The sequence below is a fragment of the Novosphingobium sp. genome (assembly GCF_041905565.1).
GTDB lineage: Bacteria > Pseudomonadota > Alphaproteobacteria > Sphingomonadales > Sphingomonadaceae > Novosphingobium.
Genome location: NZ_JAYRKX010000011.1, coordinates 1 through 20,773, shown reverse-complemented (window position 1 = coordinate 20,773; position 20,773 = coordinate 1). Strand labels below are relative to the sequence as shown.

The following is a 20,773-nucleotide window of genomic DNA, read 5'->3' as shown; positions in this document are numbered from 1 at the left end:
GGCATCACCGGCTCGCTACGGCGTGGTGAGCCAGCCGCGCAGCGCCGCGCCCAGTAGCAGCAGGGCCGCAAAGCTGCTCCAGAAACCAATGCCCTGCCACGGCATCCAGCCCACTGCGTCGGGCCGGTTGCGGCGCAGGCGCCGGCGGTCGGCAATTCCGGCCCAGATCGCCAGTGCCAGCGCGGTCAGGCCCGGCAGCAGCCAGAACTGCACCCAGTCGTGGTTCAGGAAGTCGGTAATCGGACCTTGCGGCAGCATCATGCCCCGGTAAGGGGGAAGGATGCATCCTGTCCAGCGTCCGATCCTGGCCCTTGGCCTGCGCCTGCTCGCAGTGGTGATGCTTGCCTCGCTGATGGCGGTGGTCAAGTACACGGTCGAAAGCGGGGTCAGCTTTCCGGAAATGCTGTTCTGGCGGCAGGTCCCCACCGTGTTCCTGATCGGCGGCTGGCTGGCTGCGCGCGGGCAACTCGATCGGCTGAAGACGCAGCGCCTGCCGACCCATTTCCGCCGGGCGATGACCGGCATGACCGGCATGTTCTTTACTTTCGGCGCGCCGCTGCTGCTGCCGCTGGCCGAAGCGACCACACTGGGCTTCACCACCCCGATCTTCGCGGTGATCCTGTCGGCGATAGTGCTCAGGGAACGGGTTGGCCCGGTGCGCTGGGTGGCCGTGGCGTTGGGCTTTGCCGGGGTGGTGATCATCGCCCAGCCCGGGCACAGCCACTTTCCACCGCTGGGCGCGGCGGTGGGGCTGATGGCGGGGCTGATGGTCGCAATCATCTCGATCCAGGTGCGCGACCTTGGCCGGACCGAGGAACCGCTGTCGGTCGTGTTCTGGTTCGCCGCGCTGTCAGCGCCGGTGCTGGCGCTGGGCCTGCCATTCTTCGCAGCCCAGCACACCCCGCTGCAATGGGGGCTGCTCCTGCTGGGCGGGCTGCTCGGCTGCTTCGGGCAGCTGTTGCTGACTGCGGCGCTGCGCTATGGCCAGGTCGCCAGCGTGGTGGTGATGGACTATTCCTCGCTGGTCTGGGCCACGCTCTATGGCTGGCTGCTGTGGGATCACCTGCCGCCCACCTCCACCTGGCTGGGTGCGCCGCTGATCATTGCCGCCGGCGCGATCATCGCCTGGCGCGAACATCTCCACGCCAAGGCAGTGTCCCCTGCGACCACCGGTGCGGGAGAATAGGCAGGTGCCGCGCGATTGCTGCCCTGCGTTCAGAATTGCGCGCTAATATATCGGCAAAGGAGACCGTGCATGATTCGCACCTTGATCACTGCCCTTGCCCTCACCGGGCTGACGCTGACCGCCACTGCCTGCAACACGGTAAAGGGCGTTGGCCGCGACATCGAATCCGTCGGCAAGGCCGGCGAAAAGGTTATCAAGGAATAAGGCGGCCTAGCCGCGCCCGGTGGTCCGGGCGCGGCGTTCGCGCACGGCCAGCCAGGCCAGCAGCCCGACCGGCCCGGTCAGGAACGTCGCCAGCAGGAACGGCAGCTGGACCAGGCGTGAGAAGCCCTTGGCATCGGCATCGCGCGCGATCCACAGCCCGGTGAACAGATCGAACGCCAGGTAGTGCGTCCAGCCGATCACCGTGCCGCCCTGACTCTGGAATATAGCCTGGACCGCCGCGATCGAGCCAAACCCCGGCTGTCCCGCCCCGGGTTGGCTGACCGGATCGGCCAGACCGCCCAGCACCACCGCAAAGCACGCCGCATAGACCAGGCACAGCAGCCCGACGCCCAGGAACAGGATCACGCTGTGGGCCAGCGGCTTGCGCGGGAAAAAGGCCAGCACCACCCAGGCCGCCATGGCCACCAGGTTGGTTAAACTGAACAGTGCTGGCCACATCGTCATTCTCCCGCCTGATCCTTCCAGACCAGTACGGGTTTGCGCGCCGCCAGCGTTTCGTCAAGCCGGCGACGGGGGGCAAAGTGCGGCGCACCGTGCAGGCTGTCGTCCCCGGCCCGTGCCCGCTCGGCCACGTGACGCAAGGATCCGATGAAGCGGTCCAGCCCGGCCTTGCTTTCGGTCTCGGTCGGTTCGACCAGCATGGCGCCGTGGACCACCAGCGGGAAATAGACCGTCATCGGGTGGAACCCTTCGTCGATCAGCCCCTTGGCAATGTCGAGCGTCGAGAAGCCTTCGGCCAGCCCGGCATCGCTGAACAGCGCTTCGTGCATGCACGGCCCTGCTGCGCCGAACGGCGCATCCAGCACGTCTTCCAGGCTGCGCAGGACATAATTGGCGTTCAGAACGGCATCTTCCGCCACCTGCTTCAGCCCATCCGCGCCGTGGCTGAGGATATAGGCCAGCGCGCGGGTGAACATGCCCATCTGCCCATGGAACGCGGCCATGCGTCCGAAGCTGTGGGGATGTTCGGCCGCGGCGTCCTCTTCCTCGATCAGCACGACGCTGCCATCGGCGCGGCGCGCGGTGAACGGCAGCGGACCGAACGGGCTGAGCGCCGCCGACAGCACCACCGGACCACTGCCCGGCCCGCCGCCGCCATGCGGGGTGGAAAAGGTCTTGTGCAGGTTGATGTGCATCGCATCGATGCCCAGGTCGCCCGGACGCACCTTGCCAACCACCGCGTTGAAGTTCGCGCCGTCGCAATAGACATAGCCGCCCGCCGCGTGGACCGCGTCGGAAATGGCCTTCATGTCGCGTTCGAACAGCCCGCAGGTGTTGGGATTGGTGATCATCACCCCCGCCACCTGCGGCCCCAGCTTGACCTTGAGCGCAGCCAGATCGACGCGACCGTCGCTGGTCGCGGGAATGCTTTCCACGCTGAAGCCCGCAAAGGCGGCAGTTGCCGGATTGGTCCCGTGCGCGCTTTCGGGCACCAGGATCACGTGGCGATCCTCGCCGCGCGCTGCAATCGCGGCCTTGATGCAGAGCAGGCCGCACAGTTCGCCATGCGCGCCGGCCTTGGGGCTCATCGCCACGCCGTGCATGCCGGTCAGCTCGATCAGCCAGAAGGCCAGATGGTTGATCACGTCCAGCGCGCCGCGCACCGTCTGCTGCGGGGCCAGCGGGTGAACGTCGGCAAAGCCGGGCAGCCGCGCGACCTTTTCGTTGAGGCGCGGGTTGTGCTTCATGGTGCACGATCCCAGCGGGAACGGGCCCAGGTCAATCGCGTAGTTCTGACGCGAAAGGCGGGTGTAGTGGCGCACCGCCTCGGGCTCGGTCAGGCCGGGCAATGCGGGCGGCGCGGCGCGCAGGAACGAGGCCAGGGCGTCCATCGGCGGCAGGTCGGCCTCGTCGATGTCGACCCCGCAGGTGCCGGGACGGCCCAATTCGAAGATCAGCGGTTCTTCCAGCAGCAGCGCCTTGTCACCGCTGGCGGTAGGGCTGGCGCTCACCGCGCCGTCGCCCATCGTCGGGCGCCATCCGGCCATGTTCGGGGCGTTCATGCCAGCACTCCTTCCAGCGCCTGTCCCAGCGCTTCGATATCTTCCACCGTGGTGCATTCGCTGGTCGCAACCAGCAGCGCGCTCGCCAGGGCATCGGCTCCCGGATAGAGCCGGCCGAGCGAAACCCCGCCCAGCACCTGCCGGTCAGCCATGCGGCGCACCGCCTCGCGCGCGTCGGATGGCAGCAGCACGGTAAACTCGTTGACATAGGCGCTGTTGAGAACGCTCACCCCCGGCACCCTGGCCAGCCGCTCCGCCGCCTGACGGGCGCGGGCGTGGCTCGCGCGGGCCATGCGGGCCAGCCCGTCGCCGCCCAGCAAGGTCATGTGAATGCTGAATGCCAGCGCGCAAAGCCCTGCATTGGTGCAGATATTGCTGGTCGCCTTCTCGCGCCGGATATGCTGCTCGCGCGTCGACAGGGTCAGCACGAAGCCGCGCTTGCCCTCGGCGTCCACGGTCTGCCCACACAGCCGTCCGGGCATCTGCCGGACATACTTGTCGCGGCAGCCGAACAGGCCAAGGTAAGGCCCGCCGAATTGCAGGCCGACGCCCAGCGCCTGGCCCTCGCCCACCACGATGTCCGCGCCCAGCTGGCCCGGTGCCTCGATCAGCCCCAGCGCGACCGGCTCGGTCACCACCGCGATCAGCAGCGCGCCTGCGCCCTGCGCGGCAGCGGCGATCTTCGCCAGATCGGGGATCCGGCCCAGTACGTCGGGGTATTGCACCACCACGCAGCTGGTGTCTGGCGTGATCGCCGCGATCAGCGCGTCGTCGTCCGGCGCGGCAGACAGTTCCGGCACGCGGCTGTCGATCACGTCGCCAGTAAAGCGCGCCATGGTCTGCACCGTGGCGACATAGTGCGGGTGCAGCCCGCCCGACAGCACCGCACGGGTGCGCCGGGTAATCCGCGCCGCCATGGCCACGGCTTCCCAGCAAGCGGTCGAGCCATCGTACATCGAGGCATTGGCCACGTCCGTGCCCAACAACCGCGCAACCTGGGTCTGGAATTCGAACAGGACCTGCAAGGTGCCCTGCGCGATTTCCGGCTGGTAGGGGGTATAGGCGGTCAGGAATTCACCGCGCTGGATCAGGTGATCGACGCTGGCGGGAATGTGGTGGCGATAGGCCCCCGCCCCCAGGAAAAACGGCACCGCTCCGGCGCTCACATTCTTCGCGGCAAGCGCGGCCATGTGGCGTTCCACCGCCATTTCGCTGGCATGGTGCGGCAGGCCGGCAATCGGACCGGACAGGCGGGCTTCGGCCGGAACGTCGACGAACAATTCGTCAACCGTGGCCGCGCCGATCACGCCAAGCATCTCGGCGCGGTCGGCGGGGGTCAGGGGCAGGTAACGCATCAGCTTACAGTGCCGCGACGAAAGCGTCGTAGGCGGCGCGGTCCAGCAGGGCGGACAGTTCGGAAGGATCGCTCAGCGTCAGGCGGAACAGCCAGCCGCCGGTCTCGGCCTCCGTGTTGACCAGCTCGGGCGCATCGACCAGCGCGTGGTTGGCTTCGGTCACAGTGCCGCTGACCGGCGAGTAGACGTCGCTGGCGGCCTTGACGCTATCGACCACGCAGGGCGCATCGCCCTTGGCCACCACGGCGCCGGCTTCGGGCAGGTCGACATATGTGATGTCACCCAGCTGGCCCTGGGCATAGTCGGTGATCCCGACCGTGCCTTCGCTGCCGGAGACTTCGATCCATTCGTGGTCCTGGGTGTAGTAACGGGTCATCTCGGCTGCTCCTCAGCGATGGTAGCGGTGGGGGACAAAGGGCATGGACACGGCGCGCGCGGGCAAACGCTTGCCACGCACGTCGATGGACAACTCGGTGCCGATGGCGGCATGGGCCTGGGCCACATAGCCCATGGCGATCGGATGGTTCAGCGAAGGCGAGAAACCACCCGATGTAACCACGCCAACCACCTGATCTCCAGCAAATATTTCCGCGCCTTCGCGTGCCGCCTGGCGGCCTTCGAGCGCAAGGCCGATGCGCTTGCGCGGCGTGCCGTTCGCCAGTTCGGCCAGCACGCGCGCCGCACCGATGAAGCCACCTTCGCGGCGGCGGCGCGGGTTGACCGCGAACAGCAGGTCGGCCTCGACCGGGCTGATCTTTTCGCTCAGGTCATGGCCGTAGAGCGGCAGCCCGGCTTCGAGCCGCAGCGAATCCCGCGCCCCCAGCCCGATCGGCTTCACTTCCGGCTGGGCGCACAGCTGGTCGGCAATCTCTGCCGCGTTTTCCGCCGGAATGGCGATTTCGAACCCATCCTCGCCGGTATAACCGGACCGGCTGATCCAGGCATCGACACCCGCCAGCTTGAACTGGCCTCCCTTCATGAAAGTCAGCGCGGAGAGCGGAAATTCGCCGGTCACCAGTCGTTCCAGCGCCGCGGCGGCCTTGGGCCCCTGCAGCGCCAGCAGGGCATTGTCATCGAGGTGGGACAGGGTCACTTCATCGGGCAGATGCTCGCGAAGGTGACCGATATCATCCCACTTGGTTGCGCCGTTGACCACCAGGTAGAAGCCGGAATTCCAGCGCGTGACCATCAGGTCATCAAGAATCCCGCCATCCTCGTTCAGCAGCATCGAATAGCGCGGGGCGAACGGCTTCAGCGTTTCCAGGTCGATCGGCAGGACTGCTTCCAGCGCGGCTTCCACATGTTCGCCGCTGACGAACAGCTGGCCCATGTGCGACACGTCGAACAGCCCGGCGCTGTCGCGCGTCCACAGGTGTTCGGCCAGGATGCCTTCATACTGCACCGGCATCCAGTAGCCGGCGAATTCGACCATCCGGCCGCCGCGTGCGCGGTGCCAGGCATCCAGCGGCAGCACCTCGGTCTGCGGGGCTTCGGCTTCATCAATTTGGTAAGTGTCGCTCACTAATTTTGGTCCCGTACAGGTATGGCGCCATTCGGCGCCCCCTCTGTCACGGAAACCTGAGAGCTTTCCCCCGCTGACGCGAGGTTACCCCTTCGGCGGCTCCTGCCAAGGCAGGAACACTTTCCAGAGCGTCGCTATCGACCCACGCGGTCCTTTTGCCTGAGAGATTCCGGGGCGGTTGCTCCTTCGGCGCCCGGTGACGAATCACCGGAACTCTCCCGCGCGGTCAGCGACTGAGGCCGCGATGGCTTGCCCGCCGGGTGGAGTCAATGGGCTGAGGCATTTCCTCCCCGGACGGCGGCCCGGTTACGCCGCTTCGCCGCGCCGCGCGGCGCGCAGGATCGCATCGTGTTCGAACACGAAGCGGCCGGCGGCCTTTTCCTTGCTCAGGCCGACGATGGCCCGCGCCACCACGTCAGCCTTGACCGAGCGGTACTTGCGGTACTTGCCCAGCATCAGCAGGTCAGCCAGCGGGCTGAGCACCATGCCGATGCGTTCCGCCGGGCGCAGTTCGGCGCGGGGGCCGCGCAGCAGACCGGGGCGGATCACGTCGAGCCGGGGCAGGCCAACCTTGCCCAGTTGCTGCTCAACCTCGCCCTTGACCCGCAGGTAGAAGTTCTTCGCCCCGGCATCCGCCCCGACCGAGCTGACCGCGATCATCTGGCGCATCCCGCTGGCCTTGGCGGCGCGGGCGCAGGCCAGCACCAGATCCTGGTCGACACTGCGGAACGCGGCCTCGTCCTTGCCGCTTTTCTGCCAGGTTGTGCCCAGCGCGCTGACCAGCACGCTGGCATTGGTCGCAGCGATGGCATCGGCCCAGTTGGCCGGATCGGCCACCAGCACTTCCATCCGCGCGCCAGGCGGCAGCGGCACTTCGCGCCGGGCGACGGCGATGATGCGGATGTCGCGGCGGCCCACGGCCAGCCGGATCAGACTTTGCCCGATGAGCCCCGAAGTCCCGACCAGCGCGATGCGGGTCACGTCAGACATTGCTGAGCCCTTCCGGCATGCGACCATAGATCCGCGCAAAGGCGGAAATGGCGAAGCGGTCGGTCATCCCGGCGATGTAATCGGCGATGTGACGGCTGCGCGCCGGTTCCTCGGCCGGCAGGCGGGCCTGCCAGTCACCCTCCATCAGGCCGGGATCCTGGGCATAGGCGGCATAAAGTTCGGCCATCACCGCGCGGGCGCGCTCGGCCGTCGCGAGCTGCTGGGGGTGGTGGTACAGCCGTTCGTACATGAAGGACTTGAGCCGGCGCTCCTGCTCGGCCAGCGCGGTGGAGAAGGCGGCCGTGGCCCGCCCTGCCCCGCGCACGTCGGCCGGACTGGTCATCCCCCGCGCGCGGGCGGCGGTTTCGCCCAGCACGTCGTTGACCATCCAGCCGATCTGGCTGCGCACCAGTTCGCGCAGGCGCCGGTCTTGCGGCGCGTAAGGGAATTTGCGTTCGATCGCGCGCCAGTGATCGGCGACGAAGTCCAGCGTCAGCAACTCGTCGAGCTGGAGGAACCCGGCGCGCAGGCCATCGTCGATGTCGTGGTTGTCATAGGCGATGTCATCGGCCAGCGCCGCGACCTGGCTTTCCAGCGAGCCCCATTCGGTCAGATGCAGCGGATAGGCCGCGTCCAGTTCCGCCAGGGCCCAGTTGACCATGCCCAGCGGCCCGTTGTGCTTGGCCAGCCCTTCAAGCAGTTCCCAGGTAAGGTTCAACCCTTCATGCTCGCAATAAGGGCTTTCCAGCCGCATCAGCGTGCGCAGCGCCATGGCGTTGTGATCGAACCCGCCAGCCTTGTGCAGCGCCGCGTCAAGCGCATCCTCGCCGGCATGGCCGAATGGGGGATGGCCGATGTCGTGGGCCAGGCACAGTGCTTCGGTCAGGTCCTCGTCCAGCCCCAGCGCGCGGGCGATGACCCGGCCGATCTGGGCCACTTCCAGGCTGTGGGTCAGCCGGACGCGGTAATGATCACCATCGGGCGCGATGAACACCTGGGTCTTGTGGCGCAGCCGGCGAAAGGCGATCGAATGGACGATCCGGTCACGGTCGCGCTGATAGGCCGAACGCGGCCCGCGCGCGAGCGACTGCTCGATCGGGAATTCCCGGCCGCGCGACTTGGCCGGATCACAGGCGTATGGGGCGTAGGTCAAGGTGCCGCTCAGTGCTCGCCCATGATCCAGTCCACCGCCGCTTCGGCGTGGATGCGGGTGCAATCGTAGATCGGCAGGACGTTGGCATCGACGTCGACGATCATTTCCAGCTCGGTGCAGCCCAGCACTACTGCCTGGGCGCCGTCCTGCTGCAGGTTGGTCAGGATCGTCTTCAATTCGCGTTCGGCCTGACGGGACGCCTTGCCCAGCAGCAGTTCATCATAGATGATCCGGTCGAGCGTTTCGACAAACTGCATTTCCGGCGGCAGCAGCTCGATATCGCGCTGGATCAGCTTCTGGCGGTAGAAGCTTTCGATCATCACGTTGCGGGTGCCGATCAGCGCGGCCTTCTTCACCCCGTTGGTTTCCAGCCGAGCGGCAACGCATTCGGCGATGTGGATGATCGGGATCGAGACGGCGGCGGCGACCTTGTCATAGACCTTGTGCATCGAATTCGCGCCGATGATCAGTGCGGTCGCCCCGGCCGCTTCCAGCCGCTTTGCGATGTCCGCCAGCACTTCGGCCGCATGGGCCCATTCCTCGGCCGTCGAGAGCCGAGCCAGGTCGCTGAAATCCAGGCTTTCGATCAGCAGCGGCGCGCTGGCGCGCTGGCCGGCGCGGGCCTGGACCAGCTTGTTGATGTGCTCGTAGTAGGTACGGGTCGACAGCCAGCTCATGCCGCCGATCAGGCCAAGTTTGCGCAAAGTCCGTTACTCCCCGGGAGATGACATCCCCTGTCCGGGCAGGGCCTTAGAGAAAGGCAGCGTTTCCGTCCAGTTCAGCCGGGCTTGCCCGGCACCCCGTGCGCCGCAAGCCAGCCGACCAGATCGCCCGCGCTGCGCTGCGCGGCTTCCTCCATCGGGATATGACCAATTCCGGGATAGGCGATCAGCGTGGCGCCGGGGATCAGACTGGCCATCAGCTTGCCCGACGAAAGCGGTATCAGGGCGTCCTGCTCGCCCCACATCACCAACACCGGCAGCTTCAGGCTGGCGAACTGCTGCTGGCTGTAGGGCACGCGCGGCAGGGCCATGCGGGTAAAGGTTGCCGCGCGGTTGCCGGGAAAGCGCAGCAATTCCCAATAGCGATCGACCATCGCGTCGGTCACGACCGCCTGGTTGGCAACCGTCTGGCGCAGGCTTTTCTCGATCATCCAGCGCGGGGTAACCTGCTTGGCAATCAGGTTCACGCCGGGCATCCGGGCCAGCTTGAAGCCGATGTTGCCCTTGACCGGTTCGGTCACCGGCGCGCCAGCGGCATCGACCAGCACCAGCGCGGTCAGTCGGCCGGGATGGTCAAGCGCATAGCGGATCGCCACGCCTCCGCCCATCGAATTGCCGCCCAGCGCGAACTTCTGCAGGCCCAGCGCATCGACCACTTGCGCCAGCCGATTGGCGAAGCCGGCGGGCGAGTAATCGCCCCTGGGATCCGTGCCGGTCAGGCCGTGACCAATCTGGTCGATCCGGATCACCCGGTAGCGATCCTTGAGCGCATCAACCCACGGCGTCCAGGTGTGCAGATCGGCATTGGAGCCGTGCAGCAGCAGCAGCACCGGCGCATCGCGCGGTCCTTCGTCGCGCATGTGAACCACCAGCCCGTCCGGCAGCTTGAGGAACTTTGACGGCGCCGCGCCGTACTTGGCGATCATCGCCTTGGGATCGGTATCCGGCGTGCGGAAGGTGTAAAGCGTGATCAGGGTGACCAGTAGCAGCCAGCCAAGGAACTTCAGGAACGACTTCACCGCTTCATCTCCCTGATCCAACGTTCGACCACGGCCTGCCCGGCCGAATCGACCACGCTGCGCCCCACTTCGGGCATGGCCACGCCGCCTTCCAGGCTGGCCATGCGATAGGCCAGGATCGAATGGGCCGGATCGCCCGGCACCACATCGAATTCCAGATTACCCGCGCCGCGTCCCGCCGCGACCGGGCGCTTGCCCACCCCCAGTTGGACCGGATCGGTCACGTCCCAGCCGAGATACAGGCCGGAATTGGACGCTGCCCCGCGCGGATTGTGGCAATGCGCGCAGTTCGCTTCGAGGTAGCCGCGCGCGGCCATCGCCACCGGGGCCTTGTCGCGGTCTTCCCACAAGGGCACGCGGCGGGCGACGGTGGGCACCGCATCAAGCCGCCCACTGCGCGCGAACCCGGCCAGCCATTCGGCGGACAGGTTCCACGCCTTCGGCCCGATCGGCGTCACCGCGCCATCGACGGCATGGCATTCCTTGCACTGGTTCTTATTGGGGATGGCATAGGAAATCGCCTGACCGCCCGGCGCGGTCAAAGGCAGACGCGCCCCGCCCAGCACCAGCCGCGCCTCGGTCTGATCGGCGTTCCATTGATAGGGCAAGGCCACCCAACCGTCCGCGCGGTGCAGCAGCACGCGGGTTTCAACCAGCTTGTCGCCCAGCTTGAAGGACTTGATCAGGGCCGAACCGACTGGAAAATCCAGCAATCCAGCGCCTTGCGCGCGGGCCTGCGCACCCTTGGGCACATAGGCGAAGCGCAGCTTCTCGGCGCCGTCCGACCACAGCGGCGTTTGCAGGCGGTAAGGGGTTACACCCGCCGCCGGGCGCTGCGCCGCGCCATCGGCGAAGAAGCCATAGTCCGCCAGCGTTGCGGGAAAGCCTGCCCCGGTGATTGCCGCGTCATTGACCGGCGGCGCGCCCGGCGGGGCCGCGGCAATTGCCGCGCCCGCCAGCAGCGCCGCCGCAAGCAGTGCCTTCACCGCGCGATCCGCGCCGCCAGGGCTGGCGGCGCACCACCCGCACCGGGCAGGACCAGTTCTCGCGCGGTCTTCACTTCGACCAGCGCGGGCTGCGCCTTGTCCAAACCCTCACCCTGTTTCGTCAGCCCCAGCGACAGCACCTTCCCCGACGGAACCAGCGCCAACGCGGCTGCGCCGCCCAGCCCGTCCCAGACCACCGGGGGCAAGGCCCCGCCAAAGGCCGCCTTAAGCTGGTCACCGCCGGCCAGCGCGGGATCGTTACCGCCGCCGACGATACGATTTTCGCCGATCACCACCCGGCGCGGCAGGGGGTTGTAGCGCGTGTCGGTGAACGCGTTGGGATAGGCGACCACCATCACCTGCGCGGTGGGATTGTCGGCCAGCAGGTTGTCCTTCACCAGCACGGTATCGTTGGCCATCACCATCACCCCGGTGCCGCGCGGGACGCCCGCCACGATATTGCCCTTGGGCGCGAAGTTAGCGGTATCGTTGGCCACGACCAGGTTATGCGCGATCACCGTTTCACCGCCGCCCATCACCGGCAGGTTGGGCAGGTCGAACACCAGGATCCCGCCGGTGTTGCGGGTGACCAGATTGTCGGTGACCAGCGCCTGGCGGCTGTTCTCGATCTCGATCCCGGCGACCGATTGCTCGACATAGTTGTGGCGCACGGTGATCGCCTTGCTCTGCCCGACATAGATCCCCGCGTCGGATGCACCCGAGACCTTGCACCCGTCGATCAGCACGCCCGTGCTCGACACCGGGTAGATGCCATAGGCGCCGTTGGTTTCCTTGGGACCGCCGGTCCAGGTCACGCGGACGCGGTAATAGACCACGTTGTCCGCGCCCTTGCTCTTGATCCCGTCGCCCTTGGTGTTCTCAACCGCGAAGTCGCGCAGGGTGACCTGGTCTGACGTCACCAGCAGCCCCTCGCCCGCGCCCTGCTGGCCGGTGAAATCCAGCACGCTCGCGTCCATCCCGGCGCCGCGCAGCGTGACGCCATCAACGTCGAGCGACAGTCCGTCGGTCAATACATAGCGGCCTGCGGCCAGTTGCACCACGTCGCCCGGCTGGGCCACGATCAGCGCTTCCTGCAGGCGCGCCTGCGCCCCCTCGCCCGGCGCAACATCGATGGTCCTGGCAAAGGCGGGAGCGGACAGGGCCAGCGCCGAGCCCGCAGCGAGCGTGAAAGCAGTCATCCTCATCGCCCCGGATGATGGACTGACAATCGTGTAAGTCAATCTTTGCCCAAAAAAGAAGGGGCGGACAGGATAACCTGTCCGCCCCCACAGGGAGGAAGGGATTGGCGTGCCGATCAGAAGTTGATCGTCGCCTCGACGCCGAAGGTGCGCGGCGCGTTGTAGTTGGCATAATCGCCGAGCACGGTCAGATAGTTGCCGTCGATCGGATCGCGGTTGGCATTCGAACGGCGGTAGATGTGCTGTTCGTTGAACAGGTTGCGCGACCACAGCGAAACGGTCAGCTTCTGCCCGGCATCGCTCATCGGGATGTCCGCCAGGCTGAGGCGGGCATTGACGAGGAAGCTGGGCTGGGCCTGCACCGGCTCGTTGTCGAAGGTATAGGCGCGAGACGAATAGTTGCCGTCGAGGTGCAACTTGAGCGCCATGTCGCTCGACGCGCTGAGCGGCAATTCATAGTCGATCGAACCGGACAGCGCATGCGCCGGGGTATAGACGATGAACAGCGGCTGCAGCGGGTTGCCGGCCACCAGCGGGTTGGGGGTCGGCGGAACCTTCCACCAGGTGTAGGCATATGACAGCCCCATCGACAGCTCGTCGGTGGGCCGCACGGTCAGATCGGCTTCCATGCCGCGGATCTTGGTCTTGCCGGCGGCATTGACCGTTTCCAGGGTATGACGCACCGTGCCGTTCGACTGGACGATATAATAGTCGAAGTCGAACTGGCTGTCCTTGCGGTCCATCACGTAGCCGGCCAGGTTCAGGCGGACCTTTCGATCAAGGAATTCGGTCTTGGCGCCCACTTCGTAGGACTGCACCGATTCCGCGCCGAAGCTGCGGAAGTTGACCGATCGCGAGCTGGCCCCGCCCGCCCGGTAGCCGGTGGCATACTTGGCATAGAGGTTGACCCCGTCAGCCGCATCCCACGCCGCGATCACCAGCGGATCGAAGCGGTTGTCCTTGAACACGAAGGGAAAATTCGAAGCGGCGTTGTTGAGTTTGTAGAGCGCGCCATCCTTTTCATCGCGGGTAAAGCGCCCGCCGGCGGTCAGGTGCACACGCTCCACCGGGGTCCAGGTCATCTGGCCATAGGCGGCATAGCTCTTCGAATTGGCCCGCGTCGCGCGCGAGATCGACCAGTTGGCCGACTGCCAGGTGTTCGCGTCGTTGATCGTGTAACCCGTACCGGTCGCATTCCACTTGTTGGTGTTGGGCGTGGCGGCCACCTCGCCGGCGTTCTCGTTGTAGTAGTAGAGCCCGAACACGTAATCGACATTGCCGAAGCCGCCGACCGCCTGGAGTTCCTGGCTGAACTGGTTCTGGTCGAGTACCGACAGGCTGTAGCGCGCGAAGTTGCCGTTCGGCAGGAACGCCGGGCTGCGGTGCGCGCCGCCCGAATTGTCCCACTGATCGGCCTTGACCGTGCGCCACGCCGTCAGCGAGCGCAGCTCGATCCCGTCAGCCACCTTCCAGCGCAGGTTGGCCGAAAAGCCCTTGGCCTTGTCGACGCTGGCCTGCTGCGGCACGCCGATATCGGCGCTGTCGACGCGGTCGGCGGTCACGGTGACCAGACCGGGCAGCGGAGCGATCTTGCCGCTGGGAAGGCGATTGCCGTTGGCCACGATTTCCGCCAGCGTCGCCACCGGATAGTTGTTGGGATTGTAATTGATCAGCTGGCTGTAGAACGGCGTGTTGTCGTCCTGGCTGATGTCGAAGGCAAGGTCGGCGGTGAAGTTGTCGGCCGGCTTCCAGCGCGCCGCAACGCGGCCGCCATAGCGGTGGTGGTAGTTCCACCCCAGCTGCCCCTGCAGCGGATTCCGGGTGGTCGCGTCCTGGTGATCGACCACCCCATCCAGCTTGAACGACAGGCCAGCGAATTCGGGCAGGTTGACATGCAGGGCGCCGCTATAGCTGCCAAAGTTGCCGACACCCGCAGCCACGCGCCCGCCGAATTCGCCGGTCGGGGCCTTGCTCACCACGTTAAGCGCGCCGCCTTCGGTGTTGCGGCCAAACAGCGTGCCCTGCGGGCCCTTGAGCACTTCGATCCGCTCGACATCGAACAGCGCGGCGTTCAAGCCATGCTGGCGGCCCAGGTAGATCCCGTCGATATAGACACCCACGCCCTGTTCGCGCGCCGGCTGGTTGGCATCGCCCGGAACGATCCCGCGAATCCCCACAGTCAGCGCCGACTGGCGCGATTCGTAGGTCGCAATGCGCAGGCTGGGCACGCCGCCATCGGCCAGGTCGAGCAGGCTCTGCACGTGCCGCTTCTTGATCATCTCGTCATCCATCACCGCGATGGCGATAGGGGTCTGCTGGAGGTTGGTTTCGCGCTTGGTCGCGGTGACAACGATTTCGGTCAGGCCGGTGTTGTCGATCGCGCCCTCGGCGGCGGCTTCTTCGACCGCGCTGGCGTGGGCGGCAGTGGCCACCTGAAGCAGCGCCAGCGCACCGAGCGAAACGGAAGTCCTGGAAACGGAGCGGGTCATTATTGGGTCCCTCATTGGTATGCATCACAGCAGCCGGGCAATGGTGGCGCGCTCCGAAGTGAGTCGCGCAATGTGTCGGTTGCCGGGGCAGCGGCTAGGCCCGGCGAGTTGCAGTGCCACGACGCTTTTCTGACAGTATGACGACACGCCTGCGACGTCGGCATGACAACAAGGGGCTGACGCGCGGACGTCATCAAAGCGTCATGGAAAGCGCCCATCGAGGGTGCCGTTTCCCGTCCACTTGCCTGCTGCGACCGTGCCGATGACTGTCCTTCTCACCTCTCCCGATCCCGCACTGCTGGGCGGCCTGGCCCGGGCGCGGCCCGACCTTCGCGCTGTGCCGCTGGGCAGCGAATTGCCGGGCGAGCCGCTGGAGGGGCCGCTGTGGTGCTTTGTCGACTGGCTGCTGCCCGACATTTCCGGGCTGGAGATGGTCCGCCGCCTGCGCGAAGCGCGCGCCACCCGGCACGGCCACATCACCATGGTGCTGGAAGCCCCCGATCCCGAGGACAAGCGCCGCGCGCTGCGCGCCGGGGCGGATGATTACATGGTCGGCCCGCTCAGCCCCGCCCGGCTGGTCGAACGGATCGACCGGACAGAGGTTCGCGACGTGCCCTCACCCACGGCGCGGCGTCTGGCCCACGGCGGGCTGACGCTGGATCTGGCCGCCCACCAGGCCCGCTGGCGCGGCGCGCCCGTGCCGCTACGCCCGAACGAATTTCGCCTGCTGGCCCATTTCATCGCGCATCCGGACCAGGTGTTCAGCCGCGCCGCCCTGATCGAGCGAATCGGCAAGGACACCGCCGGGATCGACGATCGCACGGTCGACGTGTGGATCGGCCGCCTGCGCCGGGCGCTGGCCGCACAGGGCGTGCCCGACCCACTGCGCACCGTACGCTCGCTGGGCTATGTGCTGGATTCGCTGCCCGGCTGAAACTGTGACCTGCGTCACTTCGCCCACCCGGCACAGGTGCTAGGTTCGATCCGCCAAGCCCCTGCCGGATCGGATTGTCCATGTATTTCAAGGATCAGCCCTTGCTGATCGCAGCACCGCTGGTTCCCGCCAGGCCCTATCGCCTGCCGCTGCCGGATAGTCCCGCGGGGGCGCTGGCGCGCAGCTACAACCGGGTCGGCGGCTTGCTTCAGCAGCTGTCCAGCGTGACCGCGATTGACGCGGCCGCGCTGCTGGCAGCCTGGCACGTGACCAGTGCCGGGCGCACCTTCGTGCCGGGCCAGGCCGCGCTGCGGTTCGAAGTGGACCAGTTCTTCCGCCGCTGGGGCCGCGCCAACACGGCCGCGTTCGACGCTCATTTCCAGTTCGGCGGGCACGCCGGCACAAGCGGGCGGGCAGCCGCCAATCACCGGATGCGCGAATCCGCCGGGGCCGAATGGCGCGCGGTCCATTCCGGCCAGCCGCGCGAGCGGGCTGCCTTCGCCCTGGCCGCGCGGCTGGGCGGGACCGATGCGGCCGCGATGGCCAGCCGCCTGGGCGCGGCGCAGATCCTGGGCTTCAACCACGCCGATTGCGGCTATGGCGATGCCGCAGCGCTGCACGCCGCGTTCAATGCCGACGAACGCTGGCAGGTGCTGGGCCTGTTCGACTACGCCGAATCGAACGGCTGGCTTGACCTGGTGCGCGGTCACCAGTGGAAGAAGTTCGCCCTGGCGATTGGCGCCGATGGCGAGAGCCTGGGTCCCCGGCTGGCCGACGCATGGGGCCAGCAGGATGCGCTGCTGGCCCTGCCGCGCGACTGAACCAGCCCCACCCGGCCCGAATCCTGTGCAGTGCGGCCCGTTCCGCCTTGCTCCCGCGCGCGAGTGGCGGCATAGGCGCGGTCGAATCCCCTGCCCCATTCCTTGAAAGGCCCGTGCCATGAAGGTCCGCGTTTTCGTCAGCCTCAAGAACGGCGTGCTCGACCCGCAGGGCCGCGCGATCCATCACGCGATCGAAGGCCTGGGCATCCACGGCGTCAAGGACGTGCGCGCCGGCAAGATGCTGGAACTCGAAGTCGACGATACCGTCACCGACGACCAGCTCGACACCATGGCCCGCCAGCTGCTGGCCAACATGGTGATCGAAAACTACCGGATCGAAAGGGTCGCGGCATGAGCGGCCTGCGCTCCGCAGTCATCACCTTCCCTGGCTCGAACTGCGACCGCGATATGGCGGACGCGCTCGAGAAGATCTCCGGCACTGCGCCGCACCGGGTCTGGCACGGCGATGCCGCGCTGCCAGACCGGCTCGATTTCATCGCCCTGCCCGGCGGCTTTTCCTATGGCGATTACCTGCGCAGCGGGGCGATGGCGGCGCGCAGCCCGATCATGCGCGCGGTGATCGAAGCCGCGAACCGCGGCGTGCCGGTGCTGGGCGTGTGCAACGGCTTCCAGGTGCTGACCGAAAGCGGCCTGCTGCCCGGCGCGCTGCTGCGCAACGCGGGCATGAACTTCGTCTGCCGCGACGTGCAGCTGACCGTCGCCAACAGCCAGAGCCTGTTCACCAGCGGCTATACGCAGGGCCAGCAGATCACGGTGCCGGTTGCCCACCACGATGGCAACTATTTCGCCGATGACGCCACGCTCGACCGGCTCGAAGGCGAAGGCCGCGTCGCCTTCCGCTATGCCGAAAGCGTCAACGGCTCGGCCCGCGACATCGCCGGGGTGCTGAACGATGCCGGCAACGTGCTGGGCATGATGCCCCACCCCGAACGCATGATCGAGCCCGAACAGGGCGGCAGCGACGGCCGCGCGCTGTTCGAAAGCGCGATCAAGGGCCTGATCGGGGCGTAGTTTTCCGCCTCACGGCAATGCGGACAGGCCGTCCGGATTTCTTGTTGGGTGCGCCCTTTGCCTCCGCAAAGGGCTTGGCTTGACCGGCCCACTCCCCCGGCCCAACCACCCACAGGGTACCTTGAACGGGTGGTTGGGCCGGGGGAGTGGGCCGGCCAGGCCAGGAAAAGCCGGATGGCTTTGCCGCACCGCCGTCAGGCGGAAAGCTAGGCCGCGTTGCCGCCCACCACGCGCACGGCCTGCATCTGCGGCTTGGCAAACAGCCCCAGCGCATCGGCGGCCGGCATCGGGCGGCCAAAGTAGTAGCCCTGGATCTTGCGGCAACCCAGGCCGCGGATGATCCCCAGTTCCCGTTCGGTTTCGACGCCTTCCGCAGTGGTCGACATTTCCAGGCTTTCGGCCATGGCCACCACGGCGCGGATGATCGCCAGGCTTTCCGGGTTGTCGGCCGCCGCGCCCTGCACGAAGGTGCGGTCGATCTTGATCGTCGAGAAGCGCAGGTTGCGGATGTAGGCCAGGCTGGAATAGCCCGTGCCGAAATCGTCGAGCGCGATCCCGCAGCCCAGCGACATGATCTGTTCCAACGCCTGGCGCGCGGCCGTGGCATCGCGCACGAAGATGCTTTCGGTAACTTCGATTTCCAGTCGCTGCGCCGGCAGCCCGCTGGAACTGAGCGCACCGACGACGCTGGGAATGAACCCCGGATCGAGCAGCTGTTCGCCCGACACGTTGACCGCCACCTTGACCGTCGAGGGCCAGCGGGTCGCCTCGCGGCAGGCTTCGCGCAGCACCCATTCGCCGATCGGCACGATCAGGCGGGTGTCCTCGGCGAGCGGAATGAACTTTGCCGGGCTGACGAAGCCATGCTCGTCGCTGTGCCAGCGCAGCAGCGCCTCGAAGCTGACCACGGTTTCATCCTTGGCATCGACCACCGGCTGGTAGTTGAGCACGAATTCGTTCTTTTCGAGCGCGCGGCGCAGCGAGAATTCCAGCTTACGGCGTTCCTCGGCATGGGCATGCAGGGTCGGCTCGTAGCCGAAATGCATCCCGCCCCCTTCCTCCTTGGAGCGATAGAGCGCGAGGTCCGCGTTGCGCATCAGCGTCTCGACGGTCGAACCGTCGCGCGGGCCGATCGCCGAACCGACAGAGGCGCCGATATAGAGCGTGTGGTGGTCGACCTCGTAGGGCCGGCTGAGCAGCTCGATCAGCGCCTGGGCAACACGGGTCACGCGGGTCGGATCGGACGCATCGCGGATCACCACTGCGAACTCGTCCCCGCCCAGCCGGCCGCACAGCTCGTTGCTAGACACCAGGCCCTTGAGCCGTTCCGACACGCGCGCCAGCAACTGGTCGCCCACCTGGTGGCCCAGGGTATCGTTGACCGCCTTGAAGCGGTCGAGGTCGATCATCAGGAAGGCACAGCGCGTGCGCCACTGATCGGCATAGCGCATCGCCTCGCCCAGCGCCTCGGTCACCATCATGCGGTTGGGCAGGCCGGTCAGCGTGTCATAGCGCGCCATGTGCGCGATCTTTTCGCTGCTTTCGCGCTGCTCGGTCACGTCCGAGCCGACCCCGCGGAAGCCTTCGAAATTGCCGTTCTCGTCCAGCTTGGGGGTGCCCGAAAGCTCCCACCAGCGCTGTTCGCCGTTGATGTGGACCCGCACCAGCAGTTCCGAAAAGCTTTCACGGCGCTTCAGCCGTTCGGCCAGGTCATGCAGGCTGGAAGGGAACTGGCCCGTTTCCCAGGCCGGTCCGGCGATCATCTGGATGAACGGCTTGCCGTCGATTTCCTCGGCCGACTTGCCCAGCGCAAAGGCAAAGCGCGGGCTGACCGAGCGGACCCTGCGCGAAGTGTCGATCTGCCACAGCCAGTCAGCTTCGCCTTCTTCGAATTCCTTGAGCAGCAGCGAGACGACCTCGTTGCGTTCGGCCATCGCTGCTTCGGCAATCCGCGCGATCAAGAAGGCGCGGGCATTCTCGACCGCGCCCAGCACCACCAGCCCGCCGAACAGCAGCGACACCAGCGCCATTTCGAACGCGCCGTCCAGCAGGAAGGCGACCAGCGAGCCGCTCGCCACGATCCCCGCGAAGATCAGGTTCGAAAGCGGCACGGCCGGCATCACCACCGCCGCCATGGTCATCAGCATGGCGCTGATCGCCCACAGCTCAAGCTGTTCGGTCGGCCCGCCATAAGGCGCGAAGAAGGCCATCGGCGCGACCCAGATCAGGGCATTGAAGATCGAGCTGATGCTCTGCTTGTTGACTTCGTCGCGCGACATCCGGCGGCGGTCGGCATCGACCAGGGCCGAATCGATCCGTGCGCCGTGCACCAGGCTGGCGCCCAGCAGGATCAGCCAGCCGAGCAGCCCGGCGATGTGCACCGAACTGAAATAGAGCCTGAACACACCCAGCGCGGCCACCGCATGCGCGGCAATGCGCAGCCGGGTGACGCGGGCCAGGCTGGAATACTGCATGCCGCGCAGGCGCCCCCAATCCCCGTCGACGGGGTCGGCAAGGCCCAGCACGGCCATGGTCTTCAGATCGCGCGGCAGCGCATGGGAAGGCGACGTGGCTTTGTTCACCCGCGCAGGACTAGCGGCAAAGTGTTAGCGCCGCGTAAAGCATGGGGCGAAATACCTAGCCCGGTTGCAGCCCGGCGCGCGCCGCTTCCCAATTGCGGCCATCGAAGCGGCGCACTGCCGGAACCAGCCCATGACCGTGATCGAGACAGCGGAAATTGACGCTCCACGCATCAGGGTGCGAGCGCGGCTGGTAGAAGCTCTTGATCCCGCAGTGGCGGCAGAACAGGTGCTCCGCCGCGCCGGTTCCAAAGCGGTAGGACGCCAGTGCCTCCGCCCCCGACAGCAGCGTGAAATCGCCATGCGGAACAATCAGATGCAGGAATCCGGTCTTGTCGCAGATCGAGCAGTTGCAATCGAGCAAGGTAGCATCCGGCGCGACTTCGGCGGCAAAGCGCACTGCGCCGCAGTGGCAGCCGCCCGCAACCTTCATTCCACGGTCACCGATTTGGCCAGGTTGCGCGGCTGGTCGACGTCGGTGCCTTTCACGCAGGCGACGTGATAGGCCAGCAGTTGCACCGGCACGGCATAGACCAGCGGCGCGATCAGCGGGTGGAC

At 66.8% G+C, this 20,773-nt stretch carries 21 protein-coding genes and 2 riboswitches; of the genes, 6 read left to right on the top strand and 15 right to left on the bottom strand.

Annotated elements, in window-relative coordinates:
• Window positions 1–15: 15 nt before the first annotated feature.
• Window positions 16–261, bottom strand: coding sequence for a hypothetical protein (locus ACE3N9_RS10155; protein ID WP_374283464.1), 246 nt, complete (start codon window positions 259–261; stop codon window positions 16–18).
• A gap of 19 nt (window positions 262–280) precedes the next feature.
• Between ACE3N9_RS10155 and ACE3N9_RS10150 the strand changes: the two genes are divergently transcribed.
• Both ACE3N9_RS10150 and ACE3N9_RS10145 read left to right on the top strand, forming a co-directional pair.
• A complete protein-coding gene (locus ACE3N9_RS10150) occupies window positions 281–1,186 on the top strand; it encodes a DMT family transporter (protein WP_374283462.1) in 906 nt (301 codons plus the stop codon).
• 69 nt (window positions 1,187–1,255) lie between these two features.
• Complete coding sequence (locus tag ACE3N9_RS10145; RefSeq protein WP_374283460.1) at window positions 1,256–1,390, top strand: entericidin A/B family lipoprotein; 135 nt, start codon at window positions 1,256–1,258, stop codon at window positions 1,388–1,390.
• Between the two features lie 6 nt (window positions 1,391–1,396).
• Here ACE3N9_RS10145 and ACE3N9_RS10140 read toward each other — a convergent pair whose 3' ends face one another.
• The 12 genes from ACE3N9_RS10140 to ACE3N9_RS10085 all read right to left on the bottom strand — a co-directional run bounded on the left by ACE3N9_RS10140 (window position 1,397) and on the right by ACE3N9_RS10085 (window position 14,849).
• Window positions 1,397–1,855: an ABA4-like family protein gene (locus ACE3N9_RS10140; protein WP_374283458.1), complete on the bottom strand. Its 459-nt coding sequence runs from the start codon at window positions 1,853–1,855 to the stop codon at window positions 1,397–1,399.
• Window positions 1,852–3,414 (bottom strand): aminomethyl-transferring glycine dehydrogenase subunit GcvPB, encoded by a 1,563-nt coding sequence (gcvPB, locus tag ACE3N9_RS10135; protein WP_374283456.1) that lies wholly within the window; start codon window positions 3,412–3,414, stop codon window positions 1,852–1,854. Before gcvPB ends, ACE3N9_RS10140 begins: the two co-directional genes overlap by 4 nt.
• On the bottom strand, window positions 3,411–4,769 hold the full coding sequence (gene gcvPA, locus ACE3N9_RS10130; RefSeq protein WP_374283454.1) for an aminomethyl-transferring glycine dehydrogenase subunit GcvPA: 1,359 nt from the start codon (window positions 4,767–4,769) through the stop codon (window positions 3,411–3,413). The genes gcvPB and gcvPA overlap by 4 nt, the downstream gene beginning before the upstream one ends.
• Before the next feature lie 4 nt (window positions 4,770–4,773).
• A complete protein-coding gene (gene gcvH / locus ACE3N9_RS10125; RefSeq protein ID WP_374283452.1) occupies window positions 4,774–5,145 on the bottom strand; it encodes a glycine cleavage system protein GcvH in 372 nt (123 codons plus the stop codon).
• 12 nt (window positions 5,146–5,157) lie between these two features.
• Entirely contained in the window at window positions 5,158–6,291 is a 1,134-nt protein-coding gene (gcvT, locus tag ACE3N9_RS10120) for a glycine cleavage system aminomethyltransferase GcvT (RefSeq protein WP_374283450.1), read from the bottom strand.
• A 33-nt stretch (window positions 6,292–6,324) separates the two neighbouring features.
• Window positions 6,325–6,428: riboswitch (glycine riboswitch) on the bottom strand.
• Window positions 6,429–6,522: riboswitch (glycine riboswitch) on the bottom strand.
• A gap of 75 nt (window positions 6,523–6,597) precedes the next feature.
• A complete protein-coding gene (locus ACE3N9_RS10115) occupies window positions 6,598–7,281 on the bottom strand; it encodes an NAD(P)H-binding protein (RefSeq protein ID WP_374283448.1) in 684 nt (227 codons plus the stop codon).
• A complete protein-coding gene (locus ACE3N9_RS10110) occupies window positions 7,274–8,434 on the bottom strand; it encodes a deoxyguanosinetriphosphate triphosphohydrolase (RefSeq protein ID WP_374283445.1) in 1,161 nt (386 codons plus the stop codon). Before ACE3N9_RS10110 ends, ACE3N9_RS10115 begins: the two co-directional genes overlap by 8 nt.
• Window positions 8,435–8,442: 8 nt before the next feature.
• Window positions 8,443–9,138 carry an aspartate/glutamate racemase family protein gene (locus ACE3N9_RS10105; RefSeq protein ID WP_374283443.1) on the bottom strand — a complete coding sequence of 232 codons (696 nt, stop codon included), beginning with the start codon at window positions 9,136–9,138 and terminating at the stop codon, window positions 8,443–8,445.
• 74 nt (window positions 9,139–9,212) lie between these two features.
• A complete protein-coding gene (locus tag ACE3N9_RS10100) occupies window positions 9,213–10,175 on the bottom strand; it encodes an alpha/beta fold hydrolase (RefSeq protein WP_374283441.1) in 963 nt (320 codons plus the stop codon).
• Window positions 10,172–11,161, bottom strand: a complete 990-nt coding sequence (locus tag ACE3N9_RS10095; protein WP_374283439.1) for an SO2930 family diheme c-type cytochrome — start codon at window positions 11,159–11,161, stop codon at window positions 10,172–10,174. The genes ACE3N9_RS10100 and ACE3N9_RS10095 overlap by 4 nt, the downstream gene beginning before the upstream one ends.
• Window positions 11,158–12,366: a parallel beta-helix domain-containing protein gene (locus tag ACE3N9_RS10090; protein WP_374283438.1), complete on the bottom strand. Its 1,209-nt coding sequence runs from the start codon at window positions 12,364–12,366 to the stop codon at window positions 11,158–11,160. Before ACE3N9_RS10090 ends, ACE3N9_RS10095 begins: the two co-directional genes overlap by 4 nt.
• Window positions 12,367–12,476: 110 nt before the next feature.
• Window positions 12,477–14,849 carry a TonB-dependent receptor gene (locus tag ACE3N9_RS10085; protein ID WP_374283436.1) on the bottom strand — a complete coding sequence of 791 codons (2,373 nt, stop codon included), beginning with the start codon at window positions 14,847–14,849 and terminating at the stop codon, window positions 12,477–12,479.
• 262 nt (window positions 14,850–15,111) lie between these two features.
• On the opposite strand from ACE3N9_RS10085, the gene ACE3N9_RS10080 reads away from it, so the two are divergent.
• The 4 genes from ACE3N9_RS10080 to purQ all read left to right on the top strand — a co-directional run bounded on the left by ACE3N9_RS10080 (window position 15,112) and on the right by purQ (window position 17,636).
• Window positions 15,112–15,783: a winged helix-turn-helix domain-containing protein gene (locus ACE3N9_RS10080; RefSeq protein WP_374283434.1), complete on the top strand. Its 672-nt coding sequence runs from the start codon at window positions 15,112–15,114 to the stop codon at window positions 15,781–15,783.
• 101 nt (window positions 15,784–15,884) lie between these two features.
• Window positions 15,885–16,604 (top strand): N-acetylmuramidase domain-containing protein, encoded by a 720-nt coding sequence (locus ACE3N9_RS10075; RefSeq protein ID WP_374283432.1) that lies wholly within the window; start codon window positions 15,885–15,887, stop codon window positions 16,602–16,604.
• Between the two features lie 118 nt (window positions 16,605–16,722).
• Window positions 16,723–16,959 carry a phosphoribosylformylglycinamidine synthase subunit PurS gene (gene purS, locus ACE3N9_RS10070; protein ID WP_374283430.1) on the top strand — a complete coding sequence of 79 codons (237 nt, stop codon included), beginning with the start codon at window positions 16,723–16,725 and terminating at the stop codon, window positions 16,957–16,959.
• A gap of 5 nt (window positions 16,960–16,964) precedes the next feature.
• Window positions 16,965–17,636, top strand: a complete 672-nt coding sequence (gene purQ / locus ACE3N9_RS10065) for a phosphoribosylformylglycinamidine synthase subunit PurQ (protein WP_374283662.1) — start codon at window positions 16,965–16,967, stop codon at window positions 17,634–17,636.
• A gap of 206 nt (window positions 17,637–17,842) precedes the next feature.
• On the opposite strand, the gene ACE3N9_RS10060 is transcribed toward purQ, so the two are convergent.
• Window positions 17,843–20,167: a putative bifunctional diguanylate cyclase/phosphodiesterase gene (locus ACE3N9_RS10060; protein ID WP_374283660.1), complete on the bottom strand. Its 2,325-nt coding sequence runs from the start codon at window positions 20,165–20,167 to the stop codon at window positions 17,843–17,845.
• A 106-nt stretch (window positions 20,168–20,273) separates the two neighbouring features.
• Window positions 20,274–20,648, bottom strand: a complete 375-nt coding sequence (locus ACE3N9_RS10055) for a GFA family protein (protein WP_374283428.1) — start codon at window positions 20,646–20,648, stop codon at window positions 20,274–20,276.
• Between the last annotated feature and the right edge of the window lie 125 nt (window positions 20,649–20,773).